This window comes from Companilactobacillus ginsenosidimutans (assembly GCF_001050475.1).
GTDB classification, from domain to species: Bacteria; Bacillota; Bacilli; order Lactobacillales; family Lactobacillaceae; genus Companilactobacillus; species Companilactobacillus ginsenosidimutans.
This window is the reverse complement of sequence record NZ_CP012034.1, coordinates 64,118-82,697: the sequence shown is the minus strand read 5'-3', so window position 1 is coordinate 82,697 and position 18,580 is coordinate 64,118. Positions and strand designations below refer to the sequence as shown.

15 protein-coding genes are annotated in these 18,580 nt (G+C 36.3%); 4 read left to right on the top strand and 11 right to left on the bottom strand.

The features are described 5' to 3' along the window. From ABM34_RS00485 to ABM34_RS00470, 4 genes are all read right to left on the bottom strand, one after another. On the bottom strand, positions 1-1,374 hold the full coding sequence (locus tag ABM34_RS00485; RefSeq protein ID WP_048702425.1) for an Nramp family divalent metal transporter: 1,374 nt from the start codon (positions 1,372-1,374) through the stop codon (positions 1-3). A gap of 256 nt (positions 1,375-1,630) precedes the next feature. Further along, positions 1,631-2,254: a L,D-transpeptidase gene (locus tag ABM34_RS00480; protein WP_053084434.1), complete on the bottom strand. Its 624-nt coding sequence runs from the start codon at positions 2,252-2,254 to the stop codon at positions 1,631-1,633. 218 nt (positions 2,255-2,472) lie between these two features. Next, on the bottom strand, positions 2,473-3,813 hold the full coding sequence (locus ABM34_RS00475) for a glucose-6-phosphate isomerase (RefSeq protein WP_048702423.1): 1,341 nt from the start codon (positions 3,811-3,813) through the stop codon (positions 2,473-2,475). Between the two features lie 49 nt (positions 3,814-3,862). Next, entirely contained in the window at positions 3,863-4,492 is a 630-nt protein-coding gene (locus ABM34_RS00470) for a VanZ family protein (protein WP_048702421.1), read from the bottom strand. A 114-nt stretch (positions 4,493-4,606) separates the two neighbouring features. On the opposite strand from ABM34_RS00470, the gene ABM34_RS00465 reads away from it, so the two are divergent. After that, positions 4,607-6,754, top strand: coding sequence for an LTA synthase family protein (locus ABM34_RS00465; RefSeq protein ID WP_048702419.1), 2,148 nt, complete (start codon positions 4,607-4,609; stop codon positions 6,752-6,754). Between the two features lie 267 nt (positions 6,755-7,021). On the opposite strand, the gene ABM34_RS00460 is transcribed toward ABM34_RS00465, so the two are convergent. Further along, a complete protein-coding gene (locus ABM34_RS00460; RefSeq protein ID WP_048702417.1) occupies positions 7,022-8,503 on the bottom strand; it encodes a sensor histidine kinase in 1,482 nt (493 codons plus the stop codon). A 2-nt stretch (positions 8,504-8,505) separates the two neighbouring features. Continuing rightward, positions 8,506-9,255: a response regulator transcription factor gene (locus ABM34_RS00455; protein ID WP_048702416.1), complete on the bottom strand. Its 750-nt coding sequence runs from the start codon at positions 9,253-9,255 to the stop codon at positions 8,506-8,508. Between the two features lie 97 nt (positions 9,256-9,352). Between ABM34_RS00455 and ABM34_RS00450 the strand changes: the two genes are divergently transcribed. Further along, complete coding sequence (locus ABM34_RS00450) at positions 9,353-10,129, top strand: Cof-type HAD-IIB family hydrolase (RefSeq protein ID WP_048702415.1); 777 nt, start codon at positions 9,353-9,355, stop codon at positions 10,127-10,129. 35 nt (positions 10,130-10,164) lie between these two features. Here the strand turns inward: ABM34_RS00450 and ABM34_RS00445 are convergent, their stop codons facing one another. Continuing rightward, positions 10,165-11,160 (bottom strand): zinc-binding alcohol dehydrogenase family protein, encoded by a 996-nt coding sequence (locus tag ABM34_RS00445; protein ID WP_048702413.1) that lies wholly within the window; start codon positions 11,158-11,160, stop codon positions 10,165-10,167. 362 nt (positions 11,161-11,522) lie between these two features. Further along, on the bottom strand, positions 11,523-12,185 hold the full coding sequence (locus ABM34_RS00440; protein WP_232298601.1) for a hydrolase: 663 nt from the start codon (positions 12,183-12,185) through the stop codon (positions 11,523-11,525). A gap of 388 nt (positions 12,186-12,573) precedes the next feature. Between ABM34_RS00440 and ABM34_RS00435 the strand changes: the two genes are divergently transcribed. After that, positions 12,574-13,128, top strand: coding sequence for an NADPH-dependent FMN reductase (locus tag ABM34_RS00435; RefSeq protein ID WP_048702412.1), 555 nt, complete (start codon positions 12,574-12,576; stop codon positions 13,126-13,128). A 46-nt stretch (positions 13,129-13,174) separates the two neighbouring features. Here ABM34_RS00435 and ABM34_RS00430 read toward each other — a convergent pair whose 3' ends face one another. The 3 genes from ABM34_RS00430 to ABM34_RS00420 all read right to left on the bottom strand — a co-directional run bounded on the left by ABM34_RS00430 (position 13,175) and on the right by ABM34_RS00420 (position 17,316). After that, on the bottom strand, positions 13,175-15,883 hold the full coding sequence (locus ABM34_RS00430) for a glycoside hydrolase family 3 C-terminal domain-containing protein (protein WP_048702411.1): 2,709 nt from the start codon (positions 15,881-15,883) through the stop codon (positions 13,175-13,177). Between the two features lie 123 nt (positions 15,884-16,006). Next, positions 16,007-16,993 (bottom strand): 3-hydroxyacyl-CoA dehydrogenase, encoded by a 987-nt coding sequence (locus tag ABM34_RS00425; protein ID WP_048702410.1) that lies wholly within the window; start codon positions 16,991-16,993, stop codon positions 16,007-16,009. Positions 16,994-17,118: 125 nt separating this feature from the next. After that, positions 17,119-17,316 carry a hypothetical protein gene (locus ABM34_RS00420; protein ID WP_048702409.1) on the bottom strand — a complete coding sequence of 66 codons (198 nt, stop codon included), beginning with the start codon at positions 17,314-17,316 and terminating at the stop codon, positions 17,119-17,121. 55 nt (positions 17,317-17,371) lie between these two features. Between ABM34_RS00420 and coaBC the strand changes: the two genes are divergently transcribed. Next, positions 17,372-18,574, top strand: a complete 1,203-nt coding sequence (coaBC, locus tag ABM34_RS00415; protein WP_048702408.1) for a bifunctional phosphopantothenoylcysteine decarboxylase/phosphopantothenate--cysteine ligase CoaBC — start codon at positions 17,372-17,374, stop codon at positions 18,572-18,574. Positions 18,575-18,580 lie beyond the last annotated feature (6 nt).

Genomic DNA, 18,580 nt, shown 5'->3' with positions numbered 1-18,580 from the left:
TCACATAATTCCTATTGTTTGAAGGATTAGATAAATATTCAAGCCAATCAAAACAATCGTTGCAAACCAAGCACAATAATTAACCCACTTACGATTGGAGAACTCACCCATAATTTTTTTATCGCTAGTGAATATAACTAGCGGAATGATGGCAAATGGCAAAGCGACACTCAAGAATACCTGTGAGAATGTTAACAGATTTTCAATTTTCGCTTCATTACCGTGATAATAAATGGCGAAAATCAAAACAGGTGTGACTGACAATAATCTTGTCAAAAGTCTTTGAGCCCATAGTGGCATCTTCAGTCTGATGAAACCTTCCATAATAATTTGACCTGAAAGAGTTCCGGTGATTGTCGAACTTTGACCAGACGATAGTAATGCTATGGCGAAAAGCATACTTAGAATAGGACTGGCAATTGCGCCGACGATTTCTTTATTATTTAAGGCATTGAACAAATCAACGAATCTACCAAGTGAACTGTTTGTTCCGAAGAACAATGCAGCGCCTAAAATCAACAATAAACTGTTAACAATGAAAGCGATGAATAATTGAACATTTGAGTCAATAGTTGAAAACTTCAAAGCTTTAGCAACATCTTTTCGGTCCTCACGATTAACTCTTCTTGTTTGCGAAATTGATGATCCTAAGTACAGATCATGTGGCATAACAGTCGCACCAACAATACCTAATGATAAGTAGAGCATTGAATGATTGCTGAAGATTTGTGGTGTTGGAACGTAGCCCTTTAGGATTCCATTCATACTTGGTTTTGCCAATATAACTTCATACAAGAATACAAATAGAATGACAGTAACCAATGTTGCGACGATAGCTTCAATTTTTCTAAAGCCTAACTTCATTAAAACAAGTAGGAGCAAAACATCCGCTGCAGTTATGATGATACCCATGATTAATGGAATATTAAAAATCAACTCTAGCGCGATACCTGAACCAATAATTTCGGCAATATCCGTTGCCATGATAGCAAGTTCAGCGACAATCCAGAGGAATATACCAGTCCTCTTGGAAGTTCTCTCTCGAGTTAATTGTGCCAAATCTTTTCCCGAAACAATTCCTAATCTTGAGGCCATTGACTGAAGCAGCATGGCAATCAAACTTGAGATTAAGATAACTGATAGCAATTTGTATTTAAATTGTGAACCACCAGCGATTGATGTAATCCAGTTACCTGGATCCATATATCCCACAGCTATTAAAGCTCCGGGACCTGTATAGGACATTAGCGTTTTCCAGAAACCGGAGTTTGGTGGGACAACGATACTACCATTTACTTCATCAAGACTTTTTGATGATGTTTGATCAAGTCCTGAATCATTTTTTGTTGATGCAATTTTGTCAATTCCTGACATAATTGAACCTCTTTTCTATTGGATTAGAAATTCGGCGACTCCATAATTATTGCTTATGATGTAATCTCCGCATGTCTGGGGAAATTGAGCGTACGCTTAAATCATGCATCCAGCTATTAACTGCATATTTCAATGAATAAGTTGAGCGTGCGCTCAATTAACCATAGATATAATATCACTATTTTCATAAAAATACAGTAATTTACATATAAAATAAAAAATAGTTTTGACAGTATTTGCCAAAACTATTTTTTGATTATTCAACGATTACTTTCATACCACTTGGTACGGTGCTATTGATCCATTTTGCATCGGGAATCGTTAGTCTGACACAGCCGTGACTTGATGGAGTCCCCAGCTTCTCAGCTTCACTTTCGACGTAATTTCCCTCTTTATCAGTTGGAACTGAATGGAATAAATAAACACCCCAGTCTTTAAATGAAGTCCAATAGTTAGCACCTTCATCAGATTCAGCATTGTAAAAATGATCCCCACGGTTTTGAATCTCAAAAGTCCCCTTTGGAGTTTCGGAGCCCTTCTCACCAGTCGCAGCCTTCATTGTGTACAAGATGTCTTTGCCATTCTGAATATATACTTTCTGATCATCTAGTGACACTCGAATAAAAGCATCTTTAAATTTTGTTAAATCTGGATAATCTTTTTTCTCTGAAGGATGTTTCCATTCATCTTTTACTGAAGATTTCTGTTCATTAGTTGAGTCTGTAGCAGCAGAAACTTTCTCGACATGATTATTTGAATCTTTTTGTGTTTCGGCAACATTGTTAGATACAGTTTGAACACCTGAATACATTGTATAACCAACGATTGAAACGGCAAACATTACAACAATTGCCAACAAAAGCCCCTTAATTGATCGCATTAATTCTCCCCCAGAATTAAAGAATACAGCTTCAACTGCATTCATATTTGAATATTACATGTTTAATACTCTACCGCAGTGAAAACCTCTCGTCAATTTTCTGTAAGTATTAATTGTTATCGAAATAAAATTAAATAATATATTAATATTCAAATTGGGTAAAAAAAAGGATGAGAGCCAAATGGCTTTCATCCTTTTCGATAACAATAATCTTTAAATTATAGTCTCTTGTTTAATTCTTTACCAAGTTCTTCAAATCCTGGTTTACCAAGCAATCCGAACATGTTCTTCTTATATGCTTCAACACCTGGTTGGTTGAATGGGTTAATACCATTCAAGTAACCTGAGACTGCTACAGCTGCTTCGAAGAAGTAAATTAAGTATCCTAATGTGAAGGCATCTTGTTCTGGAATGTGAACACTCATAACAGGAACGCCACCATCAGTATGTGCTAAGACAACACCTTCGTAAGCACGTTTGTTAGCAAAGTCCATTGTCTTTCCTTCAAGATACTTCAAACCATCAAGGTCTTTTTCTTCTGAAGGGATTTCAAGATCATGTCTAGGCTTGTCAATCATAACAACTGTTTCCATCAAGTTACGACGACCTTCTTGAATATATTGACCTAATGAGTGAAGGTCTGTTGAGAAGTTTGCTGATGAAGGGTAAATACCTTTTTGGTCTTTACCTTCTGATTCACCCATTAATTGCTTCCACCATTCACCTAAGTATTGTAGGTTTGGTTCATAGTTTTCAAGTAATTCTGTTGTGTAACCCTTACGGTATAAAATATTTCTTAATGCTGCATATTTATATGCTTCATTTTTCTTAATATCTGAATCTGAGTAATCAGTACGTGCAGATGCTGCACCTTCCATCAACTTATCAATGTCAATACCAGCAACTGCAATTGGCAATAATCCAACAGCTGATAGAACTGAGTAACGTCCACCTAAGTCATCAGGAACGACAAACTCTTCGTAACCTTCTGCATCTGATTCACTCTTCAACGCACCTTTAGCACGGTCTGTTGTAGCAAAAATACGTTCTTTTGCTCCTTCTTTACCATACTTTTCAACCAATTTAGCCTTCAAAATTCTGAAAGCAATTGAAGGTTCTGTAGTTGTACCAGATTTTGAAATAACGTTAATACTGAAATCACGATCTCCAATAACGTCAATTAAGTCTGACAAATAGTTTGGAGAGATTGAGTTACCTGCAAAATAAACTTCTGGAACATCACGATTATTCTTAACGTTGTAGAATGATGAACTCAAGAAATCAATTGCCATACGTGCACCAAGATATGAACCACCAATACCAATTCCAACAAACACTTCTGAGTTTGATTGAATCTTCTTAGCAGCTTTCTTAATACGTGCAAATTCATCTTTATCATAATCTACAGGTAAGTCGAGAAAACCACGAAAGTCGTTACCGGCACCAGTACCTTTACGTAATTCTGTGTCAGCTGCAGTAACCATTGCTTGCATTTCGTCAAGCTCATTGTCATGGACAAACTTGCCTAATTTTGAATCATCAAATTTAATATGTGTCATTTCTTCTCTTCTCCTCCAAGTCTCTAAAATCTAGATTAATCATTTTTCATCATAATTTCAATTCTTTTATACGTTTTTTCACAATATTACAAATAAAATATAACAGAAAACCGATTGCAGTACCAATTGTATTAGATATAACATCATCAATATCCGTTACTCCGGTACTCAAAACGAACTGAAGAGCCTCAATAGAGACTGATACTAAAGCACCTATTAAAACTACTCGTCCAAATCCACGATTTTTTTTACCCAAAGAAGGTTTAAATATTCCCATTGGGATAAACCAAACAATATTTCCAAATAAGTTATAGAAGAAGTCCAACCTAGATTGTCCTCTCAACAACTTAAACGTTTCTACTAGTGGAACAAAATTAATCTCCGACAGTGGACGGTGCCAAAAGAATTTGAAGTCCCAAAGGAAATAACCGTCTCGAAATACAGTTAAGAAGAATAATAGGAATACATAAAACGCAAATACGGCTAACCAGAATTCGTGATTCCAACTTATTTTCTTCCTTCGGATTTTTACCCAAAGTATCCTTAAGAAGATGAAGATTAAAGTGTATAATATGGCTTTATCCACACCAAAAAAAGATAGCCGAATCAACGGAAAATGATTTATTCTTGCTGAATATAAATTTGATATATAGTTGTATAGCGGTCCTAAAAATATCATAATTCTCATTCTCTCAAATTTTTTTCTTCATAACGTATTATACTTATCATTAAGCATTTTTCTGAGAAATAATTCAATATATAAAGTAATTTTAAATACTAAAAGGAATTAATAATGAATAAACTCAAAAAGTTTTTAAACACACGCCTCGGCTTTATGTCCTTACTAATATTCTTCCTATGGATAAAGTCTGTTATCGCGTACTACATTGATTTTTCACTAGGAATTGCCGATGTGATTCAACACATCATTTTAATCATCAACCCCATCGCTACATCTATTATATTACTCGGAATAGCGTTATACATCTACCGTCCCAAAGCCTCTTACATCGTTATGGGAGTGATTTATTTCCTAGAATCCGCCCTTCTGTATGGGAACATACTTTACTACCGACAATTCACCGATTTCCTATCTGTAAATACGATCACTGGTGCCGGAAAAGTTTCCAAGGGATTAGGTGCGAGTGCCGCCAACATGGCTAGTCCGCACGACATAATTTATTGGGTAGACTTCATTATTATTGCAATATTGTTTATTACACATTTTATTAAGATTGATAAACGATTATTCAGAAAACTTAACGCATTTGCGGTGACAATGTTAGGTCTAATGTTCTTCTCACTCAATTTAATGCTTGCTGAATGTAATCGACCTCAATTATTAGGTAGAACTTTTGATCGTGCTTACATCGTTAAATATCTAGGTTTTAATTCATACCTTGGTTATGACTCCATCAAAACCGCCCAAAACAGTCAAGTTCGTTCAACAGCAGTTGGAACCGATATGGACAATGTTCTGCAATATACTTCTGATCATTATGCATCCCCAGATCCAACTTACTTTGGCAAGGCTAAAGGAAAAAATATCATCATCATTCATCTGGAAAGTTTTCAACAGTTCCTTATGGGTATGAAGGTAAATGGTCAGGAAGTTACCCCATTCTTAAATAGCTTGTACAACGATAAAAATACGATGTCCTATGATAATTTTTATCACGAAGTTGGTCAAGGTAAGACTAGTGATGCTGAAACGATGTTGGAATCCGGATTGTATGGATTACCTGAAGGCTCGTTTTTCACTAGCCTTGGAACTAGTAACACCTTCCAAGCTGCACCAGCGATACTCGGTCAAAAGGATGGCTACACCAGTGCTGTTTTCCATGGAAACATTGGTAGTTTTTGGAGTAGAAATGATGTCTATAAAAATATGGGCTATAATTATTTCTTCGATGAATCATATTTCAATCAAAAAACTGATAATGCCAGCATGGAATACGGTATGAAAGATAAATTGATGTTGTCCGAAAGTGCTAAATATTTGGAACAACTTCAACAACCGTTTTACGCAAAATTCATTACTGTTACCAACCACTACCCATTCTCACTACCTGAAGAAGATATGAGTAATGATGGATTCACTAAGCCAGATACAAATGACAATGTAGTAAATGGCTACTTTGAAACAGCTCATTATTTAGACAGTTCAATGCAAGAATTTTTCCAATATCTAAAAGACAGTGGTCTGTATGACAATTCAATGATTGTGTTATATGGGGATCATTACGGCTTGTCCAACAGTCAAAACCCCGACTTAGCGCCATTACTGGGCTACAATGCTGATGATTGGAATAACTTCAATAATTCTCAACTTCAGCGAGTTCCCTTTATGATTCATATGAAAGGACTCAAAGGTGGAGTAAACCATACTTATGGTGGTGAGATTGATGTTCTCCCTACTATCCTTCACCTTGCTGGAATTAATACTAAACAATACATTCAAGTTGGTACTGACTTGCTTTCAAAGAGCCACAGTCAAATTGTTGCCTTTAGAAACAAAAATTTTGTTACACCAAACTACACCGTTTTGAAAAACTCTAATGGTGGTCATGATGTTTATAACAACCGAACTGGCGAACTGGTAGATTTATCAACTGATCCTGCACTTTCAGCTAAAGTTGATAAGTGGCAAGATGCGGTCAATCAAAAGCTGCAGATTTCAGACACAGTTAATAATAAGAACTTATTGAGATTTTACACTCCTACCGGATTTATGCCGGTCGATCCTAAGCAATACAGTTATCAAAATCAAATCAATCAATTGATTAATACTCGTAATAAGCTTGGTTTGAAATCTACTAGTATTTACTCCAAGAACGATAATCAAACTACTACTAGTTATTATCGGACTGATGCTCCTGAACTTGGAGGGGATCGTAGTTCAATTGATAGTTGGGGTTATGTAAAAGCAAACTCGAAGTAGGTTTGTTTGTTTGTGGTTTACTGCCGTCCTCCGGGACAAATCATACAACGCTGGAACGCCATGGACATCAGTTATTCTCGTAATTGGTAAGTGACATTTTTTCTCGTCGTAATAAATTTGCTTGGAACCTTATCGTTTTGATGGGGTTCTTTTTTTGATTAATCGAAGACTTTTGTGTTGGCATACAAAAGTACCCAAATCATTTCTTTTAGATCAACTGTTGTGTATAGATTTCCAGACCAAAAAAACCACCTTTTCAGGTGGTTTTTATTTTTGGTTCTTCTTTTCATACCCTTCATCGTAAAGGTAAACCATGAATGTGCTTCCTACTCCTAGTTTACTTCCCACTTTGATTTCTCCTCCATGGTTTTCTACTAGTTGGTGGACGATTGATAATCCTAGGCCTGACTCTCCGTACTTGCGGTTTTTTCTGGATGGGTCGGCTTTGTAGTATCTGTCCCAGATGTTCTTGACTTGGTCGTCTGACATTCCGATTCCTGTGTCTTGGATTTTGAATAGTGAGGCGTGTTTGTCTTCGTCTCTGTATCCTCTGACGACTATGTCTCCATTATTTGTAAATTGGATTGAGTTTTGGATTATGTTGAACATTATTTGCGTGAATCTATCATAATCCGCAAAGGTACTGAGTTCCGTTTCTGGTGTTTCCAATTTCAAGGTGTCATTGGATTCTTCAGCTTTCTTTTGGAGCTGTGAAACGATATCTCTTAGTGGCGCATTTGCATCGAAAACTCGTTTTGCTAAAGTTATTTGATTGGTCCTTATCTTTTCGTAATCTAGGTTCTCGTTGACTAACCTGATTAAACGATTGGTTTCGTTTCTCATTAGTTCGATGCTTTGTCCTTTTGATTCTTCTGGAATTGCATCGTATGCTAACCCTTCTAATAGTCCATTAATGGTCGTTAGAGGCGTTCTCATCTCATGAGATGCATTGGCCATAAATTCTTTACGACGTTGTTCCTGACGCTTAATTTCTGTATCTGAAGCCTCTAGAGACTTAACCATGGTATTGAAGTCTTCTGCCAGGTCATCCAGCTCATCCCGATTTTTGCTGTCGATATGAACTGAGAAGTCATTGTTAGCAACTCTTCTTGTCGCTGAACGTAGCCTATTTATTCGGTTAACTTGATATCTCGACAATAGGAAACTCAATATTATTGCTGCTAAAAGCGAAATTAATAAGGCTATATAAAGTCGATTATTAATTTCACCAATGTTTGTCTGCAATTGACTGACATCAGATCCTGCCCATACAGCGGCAACTAATTTACCCTGATGGAACCATGGAGTTAAAACATATACGTGATTAACATTATTATTCGAACTCAAATTAGGGTTACCGTCTTCACCAATATTGCGTTGAATATTCCGGACGGTTTTACCCTGTTTAAGCTTATTCCAATACTTTGCCTTCAAATGAGTTTTGATTTGGCCTGGCATAGTTGGATAAACTTGATTATTTGAGCTGTCGAAGATGGCAAATTGAACATCACGATCAGACAAAACTTGTTCTACCATGTTGATATTGTCGTCTGTAATATTGTGAATTTTACCATTTGAATCGGTAGTCAAAGCAATTTTTTCAAGATTACCAGCGTAACCTTCTAGATCTCGATATGTACGATTATATTCCCAAGTCGTTGACGTACTTGTTACGGTGTACAAAATAATACCTAAAGTCGTCAAAATAACAACTAAGAAACTCAGCATGTTTTGGTAGATTAATTTCATTGTTACTTGGCCTTTGCGTCAGTATCATCAAATTTGTATCCGACACCCCAAACAGTTTCGATAACTTGAGGTCCAACTTTTTCGATTTTTTGACGAAGCTTTTTGATGTGAGCATCAACAGTTCTTTCTTCACCAAAATAATCGTAGTCCCAAACTTGTTCGAGTAATTGCTCACGTGAGAATACTCGTTTAGGCTTACTTGCTAGTGTTTTTAACAAATCAAATTCCTTGGGTGTTAAATCTGGAATCTCATTTCCATCTAAATAAGCTTCACGAGTGTCAGCATTAAGTTGGAAAAATCCGGTATCAATATCAAATTTCTCATTGGTATCATCATCATTTTCAGCTGCAAAAACACCATTTTTTGAAGCTTCTTCAGCAATATTTTCGCTACGACGGTGAATTGCTTTGATTCTAGCAATTAATGTAATTGGACTAAATGGCTTAGTTACATAGTCATCGGCACCAAACTCGAGTCCAAGAACTTGATCACTTTCGCTATCACGGGCAGTTAACATGATTATTGGAACGGTTTTTGAAACAGCTCTAATTTCTTTGGCGACTTCCATTCCGTCCTTGCCTGGCAAGTTTAAATCAAGGGTAATCATATCCCACTCATCAGGTGATTCATTAAATTTATCGACGGCTTCATTTCCATCATAAGCAAATGTGGCATCCCAATTTTCTTTTTGGAAAAACATACTCATCATTTCGGAAACAGACTTATTATCTTCAATCATTAATATTTTCATGTACTCTCTCCATTCACATTTCAGAAATACCCTATCTCATTTTGGTAAAAGTTGTTAAGATGTAATAAGACAAATTTTAAATAGGTTGGTGAATCCTTTGCAAAAAAATTATTTAGGAACCGTGTTTTTCGACTTAGACGGTACATTAATGAATGCACAATCGCAAATCGACGATTCCGTTGCAAAAGCCGTTCATGAATTACACGATAACGGCTATCTTCCAGTAATCAGTACTGGTCGTGCAACAAACGAGCTTGAACATGTGCTAGGACCTACTGGTATTGATTCTTATATTACTTTAAATGGTGCTTATATTAAATCAGAAAATCAAGTTATTTACGAAAGTGAACTCGATGATCAAACTATTGAATCAGTAATTGATGCCGCAAATAACTTTGGCGACACAATTGCTATTCATACTCCTGATGTTACCAAACTTTATAAGTATGAACCAATCGTTACTGAATTTTATAAATCGGTTCATATTGAACAACCTGAGGTTGACCCAGACTTTTACAAGAAAAATAGTATCCCAATGATTATTGTTGTTTCTCATGAAGGTCCAGAACGCTATCAAAAACTTTTCCCAGATTTGAATTTCTTCAAAACTGGTAAATACTCAATTGACGTTGTTAAAAAAGACGTTTCAAAAATGCATGGTATCAAACATATGTTAGCTGGTCTAGATTTGGAAGATAAGCCTGTCTATGTATTCGGTGATGGTGCAAACGATGTTCCAATGTTCAAATTTGCAGATCACGCAATTGCTATGGGCAATGGTATTGACGAAGTTAAAGAACTAGCTGAATTCATAACAACAGCGAATACTGACAATGGAATCGTCAACGGACTAAAACATTTCGATTTAATCTAGGAAGTTCAAGACTTAGTCTTGAACTTTTTTGTTGCTTATTTTAGAACAACAGCCTTCCCCATCATGTGTCCAGCTTCAACCAATTCTGTCGCCTGTTTGATATTGTCCACGTTCAATCCATGAAAAATTTTTGTAGTAGTAGATGTAATTGTACCGTCATCTAATCCATCTGCGAGTCGTTTGAGATATTCACCTTGTTCTGACATTTCATCCATTTTGTAGAAAGCTTTGGTGAACATCCACTCCCACTTGAAGTCTGCTGATTTTTGTTTGAAGGCTCCAATTTTCGATTCATTTAGATTTGTGATAGTTGCAAATGTTCCAAATGGTTTAATTAAACTGACTATTTCTGACCAGTGTGGATCATTGTCACTCAGTCCAATGATGTAATCAACATTTTCAAATCCAAGTGTTTGAACTTGAGAAATTAAATCTTGGTGATGATTAACTACAAAGTCAGCGCCTAGATTTTTAACCCAGTTAACTTTTTCATCAGTTGAAGCTGTGGCAATTACTTTTAGCCCCGCCTGATGAGCTAACTGAATTGCTATTGAACCCACTCCACCGGCACCATTGATGATCAATACAGTTTTATTGCTATTATTTTGTGTTGGATGGATTTGTAATTTCTCATAAAGTAATTCACTGGCAGTTAGTGTTACTAATGGCATTGCCACGCTATGTGCGATGTCTGTTTTCTTTGGAGCAATAGCTGCTATTCGCTCATCTACTAGTTCATATTCTTGATAACTGCCGTCTCTGGTATAATCTCCGGCATAAAATACTATGTCATCTTTTTTGAATTTTGTTACTTTTGAGCCTACTTCGGTTACTTTTCCGTAGCCATCGTAGCCAAGTATTTTGGGACCTGTCAGTCCATCTTTGATATTTTTTCTTGTCGCTATGTCTACCGGATTTATTGAAATTCCTTGTACTTCTACGCAAATATCGTGTGGTTGTGGTGTTGGAATTCCTTCGTCAAATTCTGCTAGGCTGTTTAGGGTTGAATCGGTTACTCCAAATGTTTTCATGTGTTTGAGCTCCCTTTTTTTCGTTGGTTCTATTTTACAACAAATCTGGATGCAAAAAAGGAATCTAACTTTTTGGTTAGATTCCTTTTTTGGTTATGATTGTTTTTTTGGTGGTTAAGGGCAAGTGCTCACGTTGGTAATTTCCACTCCGCTGTTTGCTCCGGGGAAATTTACCTGCTACCGACTTGGGTTGTTAACCGATGTATTTTTATAGTCGAAACGAGTTCCGAAAGCCAAAAGTCTCCGCTTAGCTTCGAGCATCGATGGATGCATAAACCGCATCAATCGCTCCTCTTCGCTATGCTCAACTTTTCCCGGCTTTTTCCACTCTCTGTGTAGCTCGCCGTCAGTTCCCTGCTTTTTTAGCCAATAATCTCCACAGTGGCGCTTGTAATACCGTATGAAGGCACCATGCTGTTCGGCATCGCTACATCAATTTGTTGTGGGTTTGAATAAGCAAATGTACCTGTATCATTAACTGTCTTATACCAAACTTCACCTTGAGCTGTTGTAATCTTAATACGTGTTCCTCTAGGCAAGACGCTGAGGTTGGCGGCTACTCCGTCATATCCCATGCTTGAGCCTAATGATGCTGGATCGTAAAAGCTTACTTTGAATGTTCCTACGTTTTGAGTGGCTGGTTGTGCAGCTGCTTGTACTTGTAGTGTTGCTACTGGTTCTTGTTGAACTGGTTGAGCAACTGGTTCTGGTTGTACTTCTTGTACTGGTGCTGCTACGGGTTTTGGTTCTGCCTTTTTGAGTGCTTCCATAGCGTTATCTTTTTCACTACCCTTAATTCCAGGAATTACTTCCTTGTCCCCTGGCAATGAAATCTTTTTGTTTAATTTGAGTTCGTGCTTATTAGCGTTTAAATGGTTACCCTTAATTGCATCTGAAATACTTACAGTATTTTCGACGTTATTATCGTCATTTGTGTCAGCATATACGTTAACTGAATATCCCATGAAACTAACTAACATTAATCCGGTAAAAAATAAGGTTTCTAATTTAAATTTCTTAATCAACTAATCCCTCCGATGTGTTTGAACAACATTGAGAACTATACAAGATTTATATGTCAGTAATATTACGAGAATAATAAAAAACATTGCGTAGGGATTAGTTTTGTAACATTGATGTAATGTGACTCATTTATTTAAAATAATAATCGTGCTTTTTAATTTTTTAAAATTTTATAGGACAAATATCCTATTTTCCTAGTTCAAGTTTTATTCAAATATGACTTAGTTGGCTCAAATGTGACCACGTGGGACTTTCCTCTTGAGTTTCATATACAAAATATTAGTTTCAATAATATGATTACAATTATTTTTGGATTTACGAGAACAATCTTTTGTCAAAAAAATTTATTTATGCTAATTTGAAATTAAGCTAATAAATGGAGGAATTTACATGTCAAAAAAAATTGCAGTTTTAGTAGGTAGTTTAAGAAAAGGATCATTTTCAAAGCAGATTGCTAAGAATTTGATGGGACTTTTCCCAGAGGGTTACGAAACAGAAGTTATCGAAACTGGTAATCTTCCACTTTACAACGAGGATATTGATACTGAAGATAGTACTCCAGCAGAATATACAGACTTCAGAAATAAACTTAAGGATGTTGACGGTGTGCTATTCGTTACTCCTGAATACAACCGTTCTGTTCCAGCTAACTTGAAGAACGCTATTGATGTTGGTTCACGTCCTTATGGTCAAAGTATGTGGGATGGTGTTCCAGCTGCTATTGTCAGTGTTTCTCCTGGCGCTATTAGTGGATTTGGTGCTAACCACCACCTTCGCCAATCACTTGTATTCTTAAATATGCCTGTTGTTCAACAACCTGAAGCATATATTGGTAACGTAACTAACTTACTAGATGACAATGGTAATGTTGATGACAGAACTAAAGGATTCCTAAAGAGTATTGATGACGCATTAGTTGATCTAATTGGTCGTTACTCTAAATAATTTTCTAACTTAAAAGGCAGTATCCTCACGGATACCGCCTTTTTTGCTATTTACTTATAAAATAATTTTGTAAATCCATTTTGAAATTATATGGCACTGCTGCTTCGCCAATTAGTTTTGAAAATCTGTCTGTCTTAATAATAGTAGAAAGTATGTTCTTGACTGATTTTTGAAGATCACCAATGTAGAGATTATTATTGTCCTTCCAATACCCTGATACGATTAAGCAGTGATTATCAATTATTTGAGCAACTCCAGTATAAATCATATCGGTGATATCATCTGTCAATTTATCACTATTTTTGAGATCGATTTTAACTACTTCATCTCCTGCTTCATCGGGAACGAAATCATTCCAAAGCTCTGTCGTAATTTCTGAGAAGGTGGCAATATCAAACGATTTGCGACTCTTGACCATTCCATTTTTGTCGAACTCTGGAGCAAGATTGCCGATAGCAGCAAGTAATTTATCTTGTGAAGAACCCGGCATGATCAAGTCATTTCCAGCATACATACTTTTTACAGGGTCAGCTAAACTGTACCAATCGGTCATAACTAATCCTTCAAACTTCCACTCATCACGCAAAATATTGGTAATTGATTCGAAATTTTCACCAGCAAAAGTTCCATTTAATTTGTTATATGAAGTCATCACGGCCATTGGCTGTGCACATTCAACGGTAATTTGAAAATTCTTCAAATAAATTTCACGTAAAGCTTGTTCACCAATAATGCTGTTTCCGGTATTGCGTAGTGTTTCTTGATTATTGCCTAGGAAGTGCTTGATTGTCACACCTATTCCAGGATTTTCTTGAACTCCTAACGCTTCTGCGGCTGAAATTGTTCCAGACAATACTGGGTCTTCCGCAAAATATTCGAAATTCCTTCCGCCAAGCGGATTTCTATGAATATTCATACCTGGTGCAAGCCACATTGTAACTCCAAACTCTTTCATCTCAACGCCAATTGCGTGTCCGACTTTTCGAACAAGCTCTTGATCCCAAGTTTGAGCTAATAAAGTTCCAATTGGCCAAGCTGTTGCATATTGGTGCTTTGTCTTACCATCAGCTTCAAAAGTCTTGGTCAATCTTAAACCAGCAGGTCCATCAGCATTAATTGTCGTTGGTATTCCAAAGTCTAAGCTTTCAACTGTTTGTCCAGCAGCGCCTGGTACTTCTTGAGCACCATTTCCGACGATGCTTCCACTTTGTTCAGGTGTTACTATTCCCTCAACTAGGTTAATTAAAGTTTTGTCAGGAATGCGTGCAACCAACTGATTCATTGAAATTTTTCCGTTAAACACGTCAACTAATTTTGGATTAACAGCCGGATTAACTCGACTGACCGTTTGATTAAGGTCATTTCCGGGTAATTCTCTTTCATGATCAATATAAGTTGTTACGTCATGTTCGTCAGAATATTTAATCTTCTCAGTTTCTGGGAAATTAACAGCTTTCAATAAGAAGAAAGGAACCTTATCAGTGCGTTTAAATTCGACGTTATTACTCCTTAAAATAGTTGGATCACTATCAGGAACTAACTTGTGATCAAATTGTTTGAGAATAACCTCTTCGTCTAGCTTGAATTCACCAATTACTTTAGTATTTTTAGAACTATTTCCCAGACGTATTACGTATACACCTGGAACCAAAACAGAAACAGCCCGTTTGTCATCATAACTTGCTAAATTTTTAACTGGCACAGAAAGATGCATTTCTTGTTCCTCACCAGGATACAAATTTCTGGTTTTAGCATAACCTTGTAAGCTCTGGTATGGAGTTGGAATATCAGTTTGCGGATTTGAAATATATAGTTGAACAACTTCAGAGCCATGATAGGTTTCACCAATATTTTGAACTTGTAAATCCACATCAATGTTCTTCTCATCAGCTCGGACTTTCGTAGTCTGAATGAAGAATTTTGTATAGCTCAGTCCAAATCCAAATTCATACCTGGGAGTAATACCAAAACTATCGAAATAGCGATAACCGACATAAATACCTTCCTGATAATTAGGATTCTTTTGGCCAAAACTATTTGATGAGTAATAATCTTTAAAATCTTTTGCCCAAGTATCAGTCAGCTTACCACTTGGTGTTGTCGTTCCATCAAGTATGTCAGCAATTGCTAAACCAGCCTGCATTCCCGGTTGTGAGACCAGCAATACACTATTGAGTAATGGACATTTTTCAATAAATGATGTGTCGATAACTCCACCGACATTTAGCAAAACTACGCTGTTTTCGTAAAATTGACTCATTTCTTGGATATTAGAAATTTCATTTTCAGTTAATTGAAAATCTCCAGGTTCATTCTTACGATCTTGTCCTTCACCAGAGCTTCTCGAAATAACATAAATCCCGGTTGGAGCTGATTGAAATTCACTGATTTGTGGATCATCCATAGAAAATACAGGTGCAAGAATTGCTAAGGGATTATCTTTATATTTTTCCCAATATTCCTGTCTACCCTTCTTATATGCCTTTTTAAATCTGTTCAACCAGCCCAAAGTTGTAATCTTGAAACCCTTTTGTGTCAATCCTGATTCAATATTGATAATTCGACGTTGATTAACATCCCCAGAGCCAGTTCCACCTTTATAAGTTTCGAATGCTCCGCTTCCATATAATGCAATCTTTTTATTTTTTAAAGGAAGAATATTACCTTTATTCTGTAATAAAACCATCCCTTGTTCTGCTACTTTTTGAGATAACTTTGCATTAGTTAACTCTCGTTGTGACATTTCGCTTTCCATCTAATAATCTCTCCTTTGGTGGAAATTGTTTCTATTACAATTTTACACTTAATAGCACAAAAAAAAGAAACAATGACCGGATTTATCAGTCATTATTTCTATTTCTTCTATTATATTAATTTTCTATTCCAAAAAGTCAGGTTGTAAATATGCTGGATTTGGATATTTATAAAATCCTTCACCAGTTGCAACTCCCATTTTACCTTTATCGATATAATCATTTTTAATCATATCAGCAAGTTCCTTGTATTCTGGATCAGTTTGAGCAGCATTTGCTGTGATATCATATGCAGTCTTCAATCCAACGATATCAAGAATTCCAAATGGTCCAAATGGAGCCTTTGTAGCTAACATCCAAGTTTTATCGATTGTTTCGATATCAGCAACACCCTTAGCTAATAACATTTGTGCAGCATCCAAAAGTGGAACCAATAAGGTATTCAAAACATAACCTGGTTGTTCTTTCTTCAGCTTGATTGGAATCATACCGATTCCTTTAGCAAATTCAACGACTTCTTCATAGACATCTTTATCTGTCCACTTTGTACCCATAATTTCAGCGGTATTGTTTTTCCAAATTTCATTAGCAAAGTGAAGTGCCAAGAATTTCTCTGGTCTGCCAGTTAACTCAGCAAACTGACTTGGAAGAAGTGTTGAAGTATTTGTTGCAAATATAGTTTTTTCATCGGCAACCGATGCTAGTTGTTTATAATAACTTTCCTTGATATCAAGTCTTTCTGGGATAGCTTCGATTACTAAATCGGCACCTTTGACTGCCACCCCTAAATCAGTTGAGTAGTTCATACTTGCAGGAACTGATTCTGCGTTTTTAGTCGATGTTGAAAGATCTCGAATCAAAGTATCTTTCAAATTAGGTAAAATGGTACTCTCATAAACTCCTGGTTTCAAAAAGACATTCAGATGGTCAGCTTGGCCTTGAACTTCATTTTTGTAAGTCTCAACTAACCCGAGCATCCGATCTTTAGCCTTTGAGATTACTTCATCATTAATATCATAAATTGTTACGTTGTAGCCTCTAAAAGCTGTTTGGAATGCAATTTGGGATCCGAGAACACCGCTACCTGCGATTACGACGTTTTTAATAGACATAAATACATCCTCCAATTTAAAACAATTTATTTGCTTGTAAGCACTTACAGTCTATCTGATATCTTGAAGTTTAAGCAAACAAAAAGCCCTCCATTAAGATGGAAGACTGAGAATGTCCTATAAAATTATTCTTTCTTTTTAAAGATTGTTTTATTTAGTACGCGACTAATAATAAATACCAAAGCAATTACGATGATTGCAATGATAATTTCACTTACCCAGAAATTAAGATTTAATGAATGTGCAAAAAATTTTAAAACAGGGTCATTGATGGCTAGAAACAAAATAATTGTTATAATTATGTAAATGGTCGATTTATTCATGAATTGACCTCCTATTACAATTATTATAGCAATTATCAATTTACGGGGTGAAATAATGTTGAAGTCAAAACACATTGCTGTTTATGTCACAGGTGGCATCGCAGCATACAAATCTTTATCAGTCGTTCGTGAGTTAATTAAGCAAGACGCTGAAGTTAGAGTCATTATGACTGACTCGGCTCAACAATTTGTCACACCACTGACCTTTGCCACACTCAGCAAACACCCAGTTTTGACTAATAATTTCAAAGCTGAATCTGCAGAAGATGACTTTATTCCTCACATCAAAATTGCCCGATGGACTGACTTAGCAATCGTGGTACCCGCAACAGCTGATATAATTGCAAAGATGGCTAATGGAATCGCCGACGACATCGTTACCACCTCATTGATGGCAACGGATGCTCCAAAAATTGTCTTCCCAACCATGAACACCAGCATGTGGAACTACCCACCTGTTCAAAAAAATCTGGATACGTTGCAAAGTATCGGTATCCAAGTTGTCCAACCTGATACCGGATTTCTTGCCGAAGGCGAAACTGGAAAAGGCCGGTTAGTCGATCTTCCTGAAATAATGAAAGCTATTAATGATCAATTATCAGTTGATAAACCACTTCAAAATACGAGTGTTATTGTCACTGCTGGTGGAACTAAAGAACCTATTGACCCAGTGAGATTTATTGGCAACAATTCCTCAGGAAAAATGGGGATTGCTATGGCTGAATCCGCGGCAAAACGTGGCGCAGATGTAACTTTACTTTCGACCGTTAACTATACAAGTAAATATCAAAATTTGCAGGTTATCAATGTAACTAGTGCCAACGATATTTTGAACAAATTGGAAACTCTTTTTCCTGAAAATGATGTCCTAATAATGGCTGCCGCAATTGCTGATTTTAAACCAGTAACCGTTGCAGATCAAAAAATCAAAAAGACTGATGATCAACCAACTTATTCAATAAAGCTTGTTAAAAATCCAGATATTCTCAAGACAATTGCTTCAAATAAAACTAATCAATTTGTCGTCGGATTCGCTGCCGAAACTGAAAACTTAATTCCGTATGCAGAAAGAAAACTTCAGCAGAAAAACGCTGATGTTATTTTAGCTAATGATGTCAGTAAAAAAGATGCTGGATTCAACGTTGATACTAATCGAATCACCTTAGTATCAAAAGATGAAGATCCTGACAGCTGGCCACTTATGAGTAAAAAAGATGTTGCAGATAAATTCTGGGACTATTATCAAAATTTGAACTAGCAAAAA

Bases quoted from the DNA above. Each gene is read 5' to 3' on its own strand.
- ABM34_RS00485 (WP_048702425.1), bottom strand. From the start codon at position 1,374: ATGTCAGGAATTGACAAAATTGCATCAACAAAAAATGATTCAGGACTT.
- ABM34_RS00480 (WP_053084434.1), bottom strand. From the start codon at position 2,254: ATGCGATCAATTAAGGGGCTTTTGTTGGCAATTGTTGTAATGTTTGCC.
- ABM34_RS00475 (WP_048702423.1), bottom strand. From the start codon at position 3,813: ATGACACATATTAAATTTGATGATTCAAAATTAGGCAAGTTTGTCCAT.
- ABM34_RS00470 (WP_048702421.1), bottom strand. From the start codon at position 4,492: ATGATATTTTTAGGACCGCTATACAACTATATATCAAATTTATATTCA.
- ABM34_RS00465 (WP_048702419.1), top strand. From the start codon at position 4,607: ATGAATAAACTCAAAAAGTTTTTAAACACACGCCTCGGCTTTATGTCC.
- ABM34_RS00460 (WP_048702417.1), bottom strand. From the start codon at position 8,503: ATGAAATTAATCTACCAAAACATGCTGAGTTTCTTAGTTGTTATTTTG.
- ABM34_RS00455 (WP_048702416.1), bottom strand. From the start codon at position 9,255: ATGAAAATATTAATGATTGAAGATAATAAGTCTGTTTCCGAAATGATG.
- ABM34_RS00445 (WP_048702413.1), bottom strand. From the start codon at position 11,160: ATGAAAACATTTGGAGTAACCGATTCAACCCTAAACAGCCTAGCAGAA.
- ABM34_RS00435 (WP_048702412.1), top strand. From the start codon at position 12,574: ATGTCAAAAAAAATTGCAGTTTTAGTAGGTAGTTTAAGAAAAGGATCA.
- ABM34_RS00430 (WP_048702411.1), bottom strand. From the start codon at position 15,883: ATGGAAAGCGAAATGTCACAACGAGAGTTAACTAATGCAAAGTTATCT.
- ABM34_RS00425 (WP_048702410.1), bottom strand. From the start codon at position 16,993: ATGTCTATTAAAAACGTCGTAATCGCAGGTAGCGGTGTTCTCGGATCC.
- ABM34_RS00420 (WP_048702409.1), bottom strand. From the start codon at position 17,316: ATGAATAAATCGACCATTTACATAATTATAACAATTATTTTGTTTCTA.
- coaBC (WP_048702408.1), top strand. From the start codon at position 17,372: ATGTTGAAGTCAAAACACATTGCTGTTTATGTCACAGGTGGCATCGCA.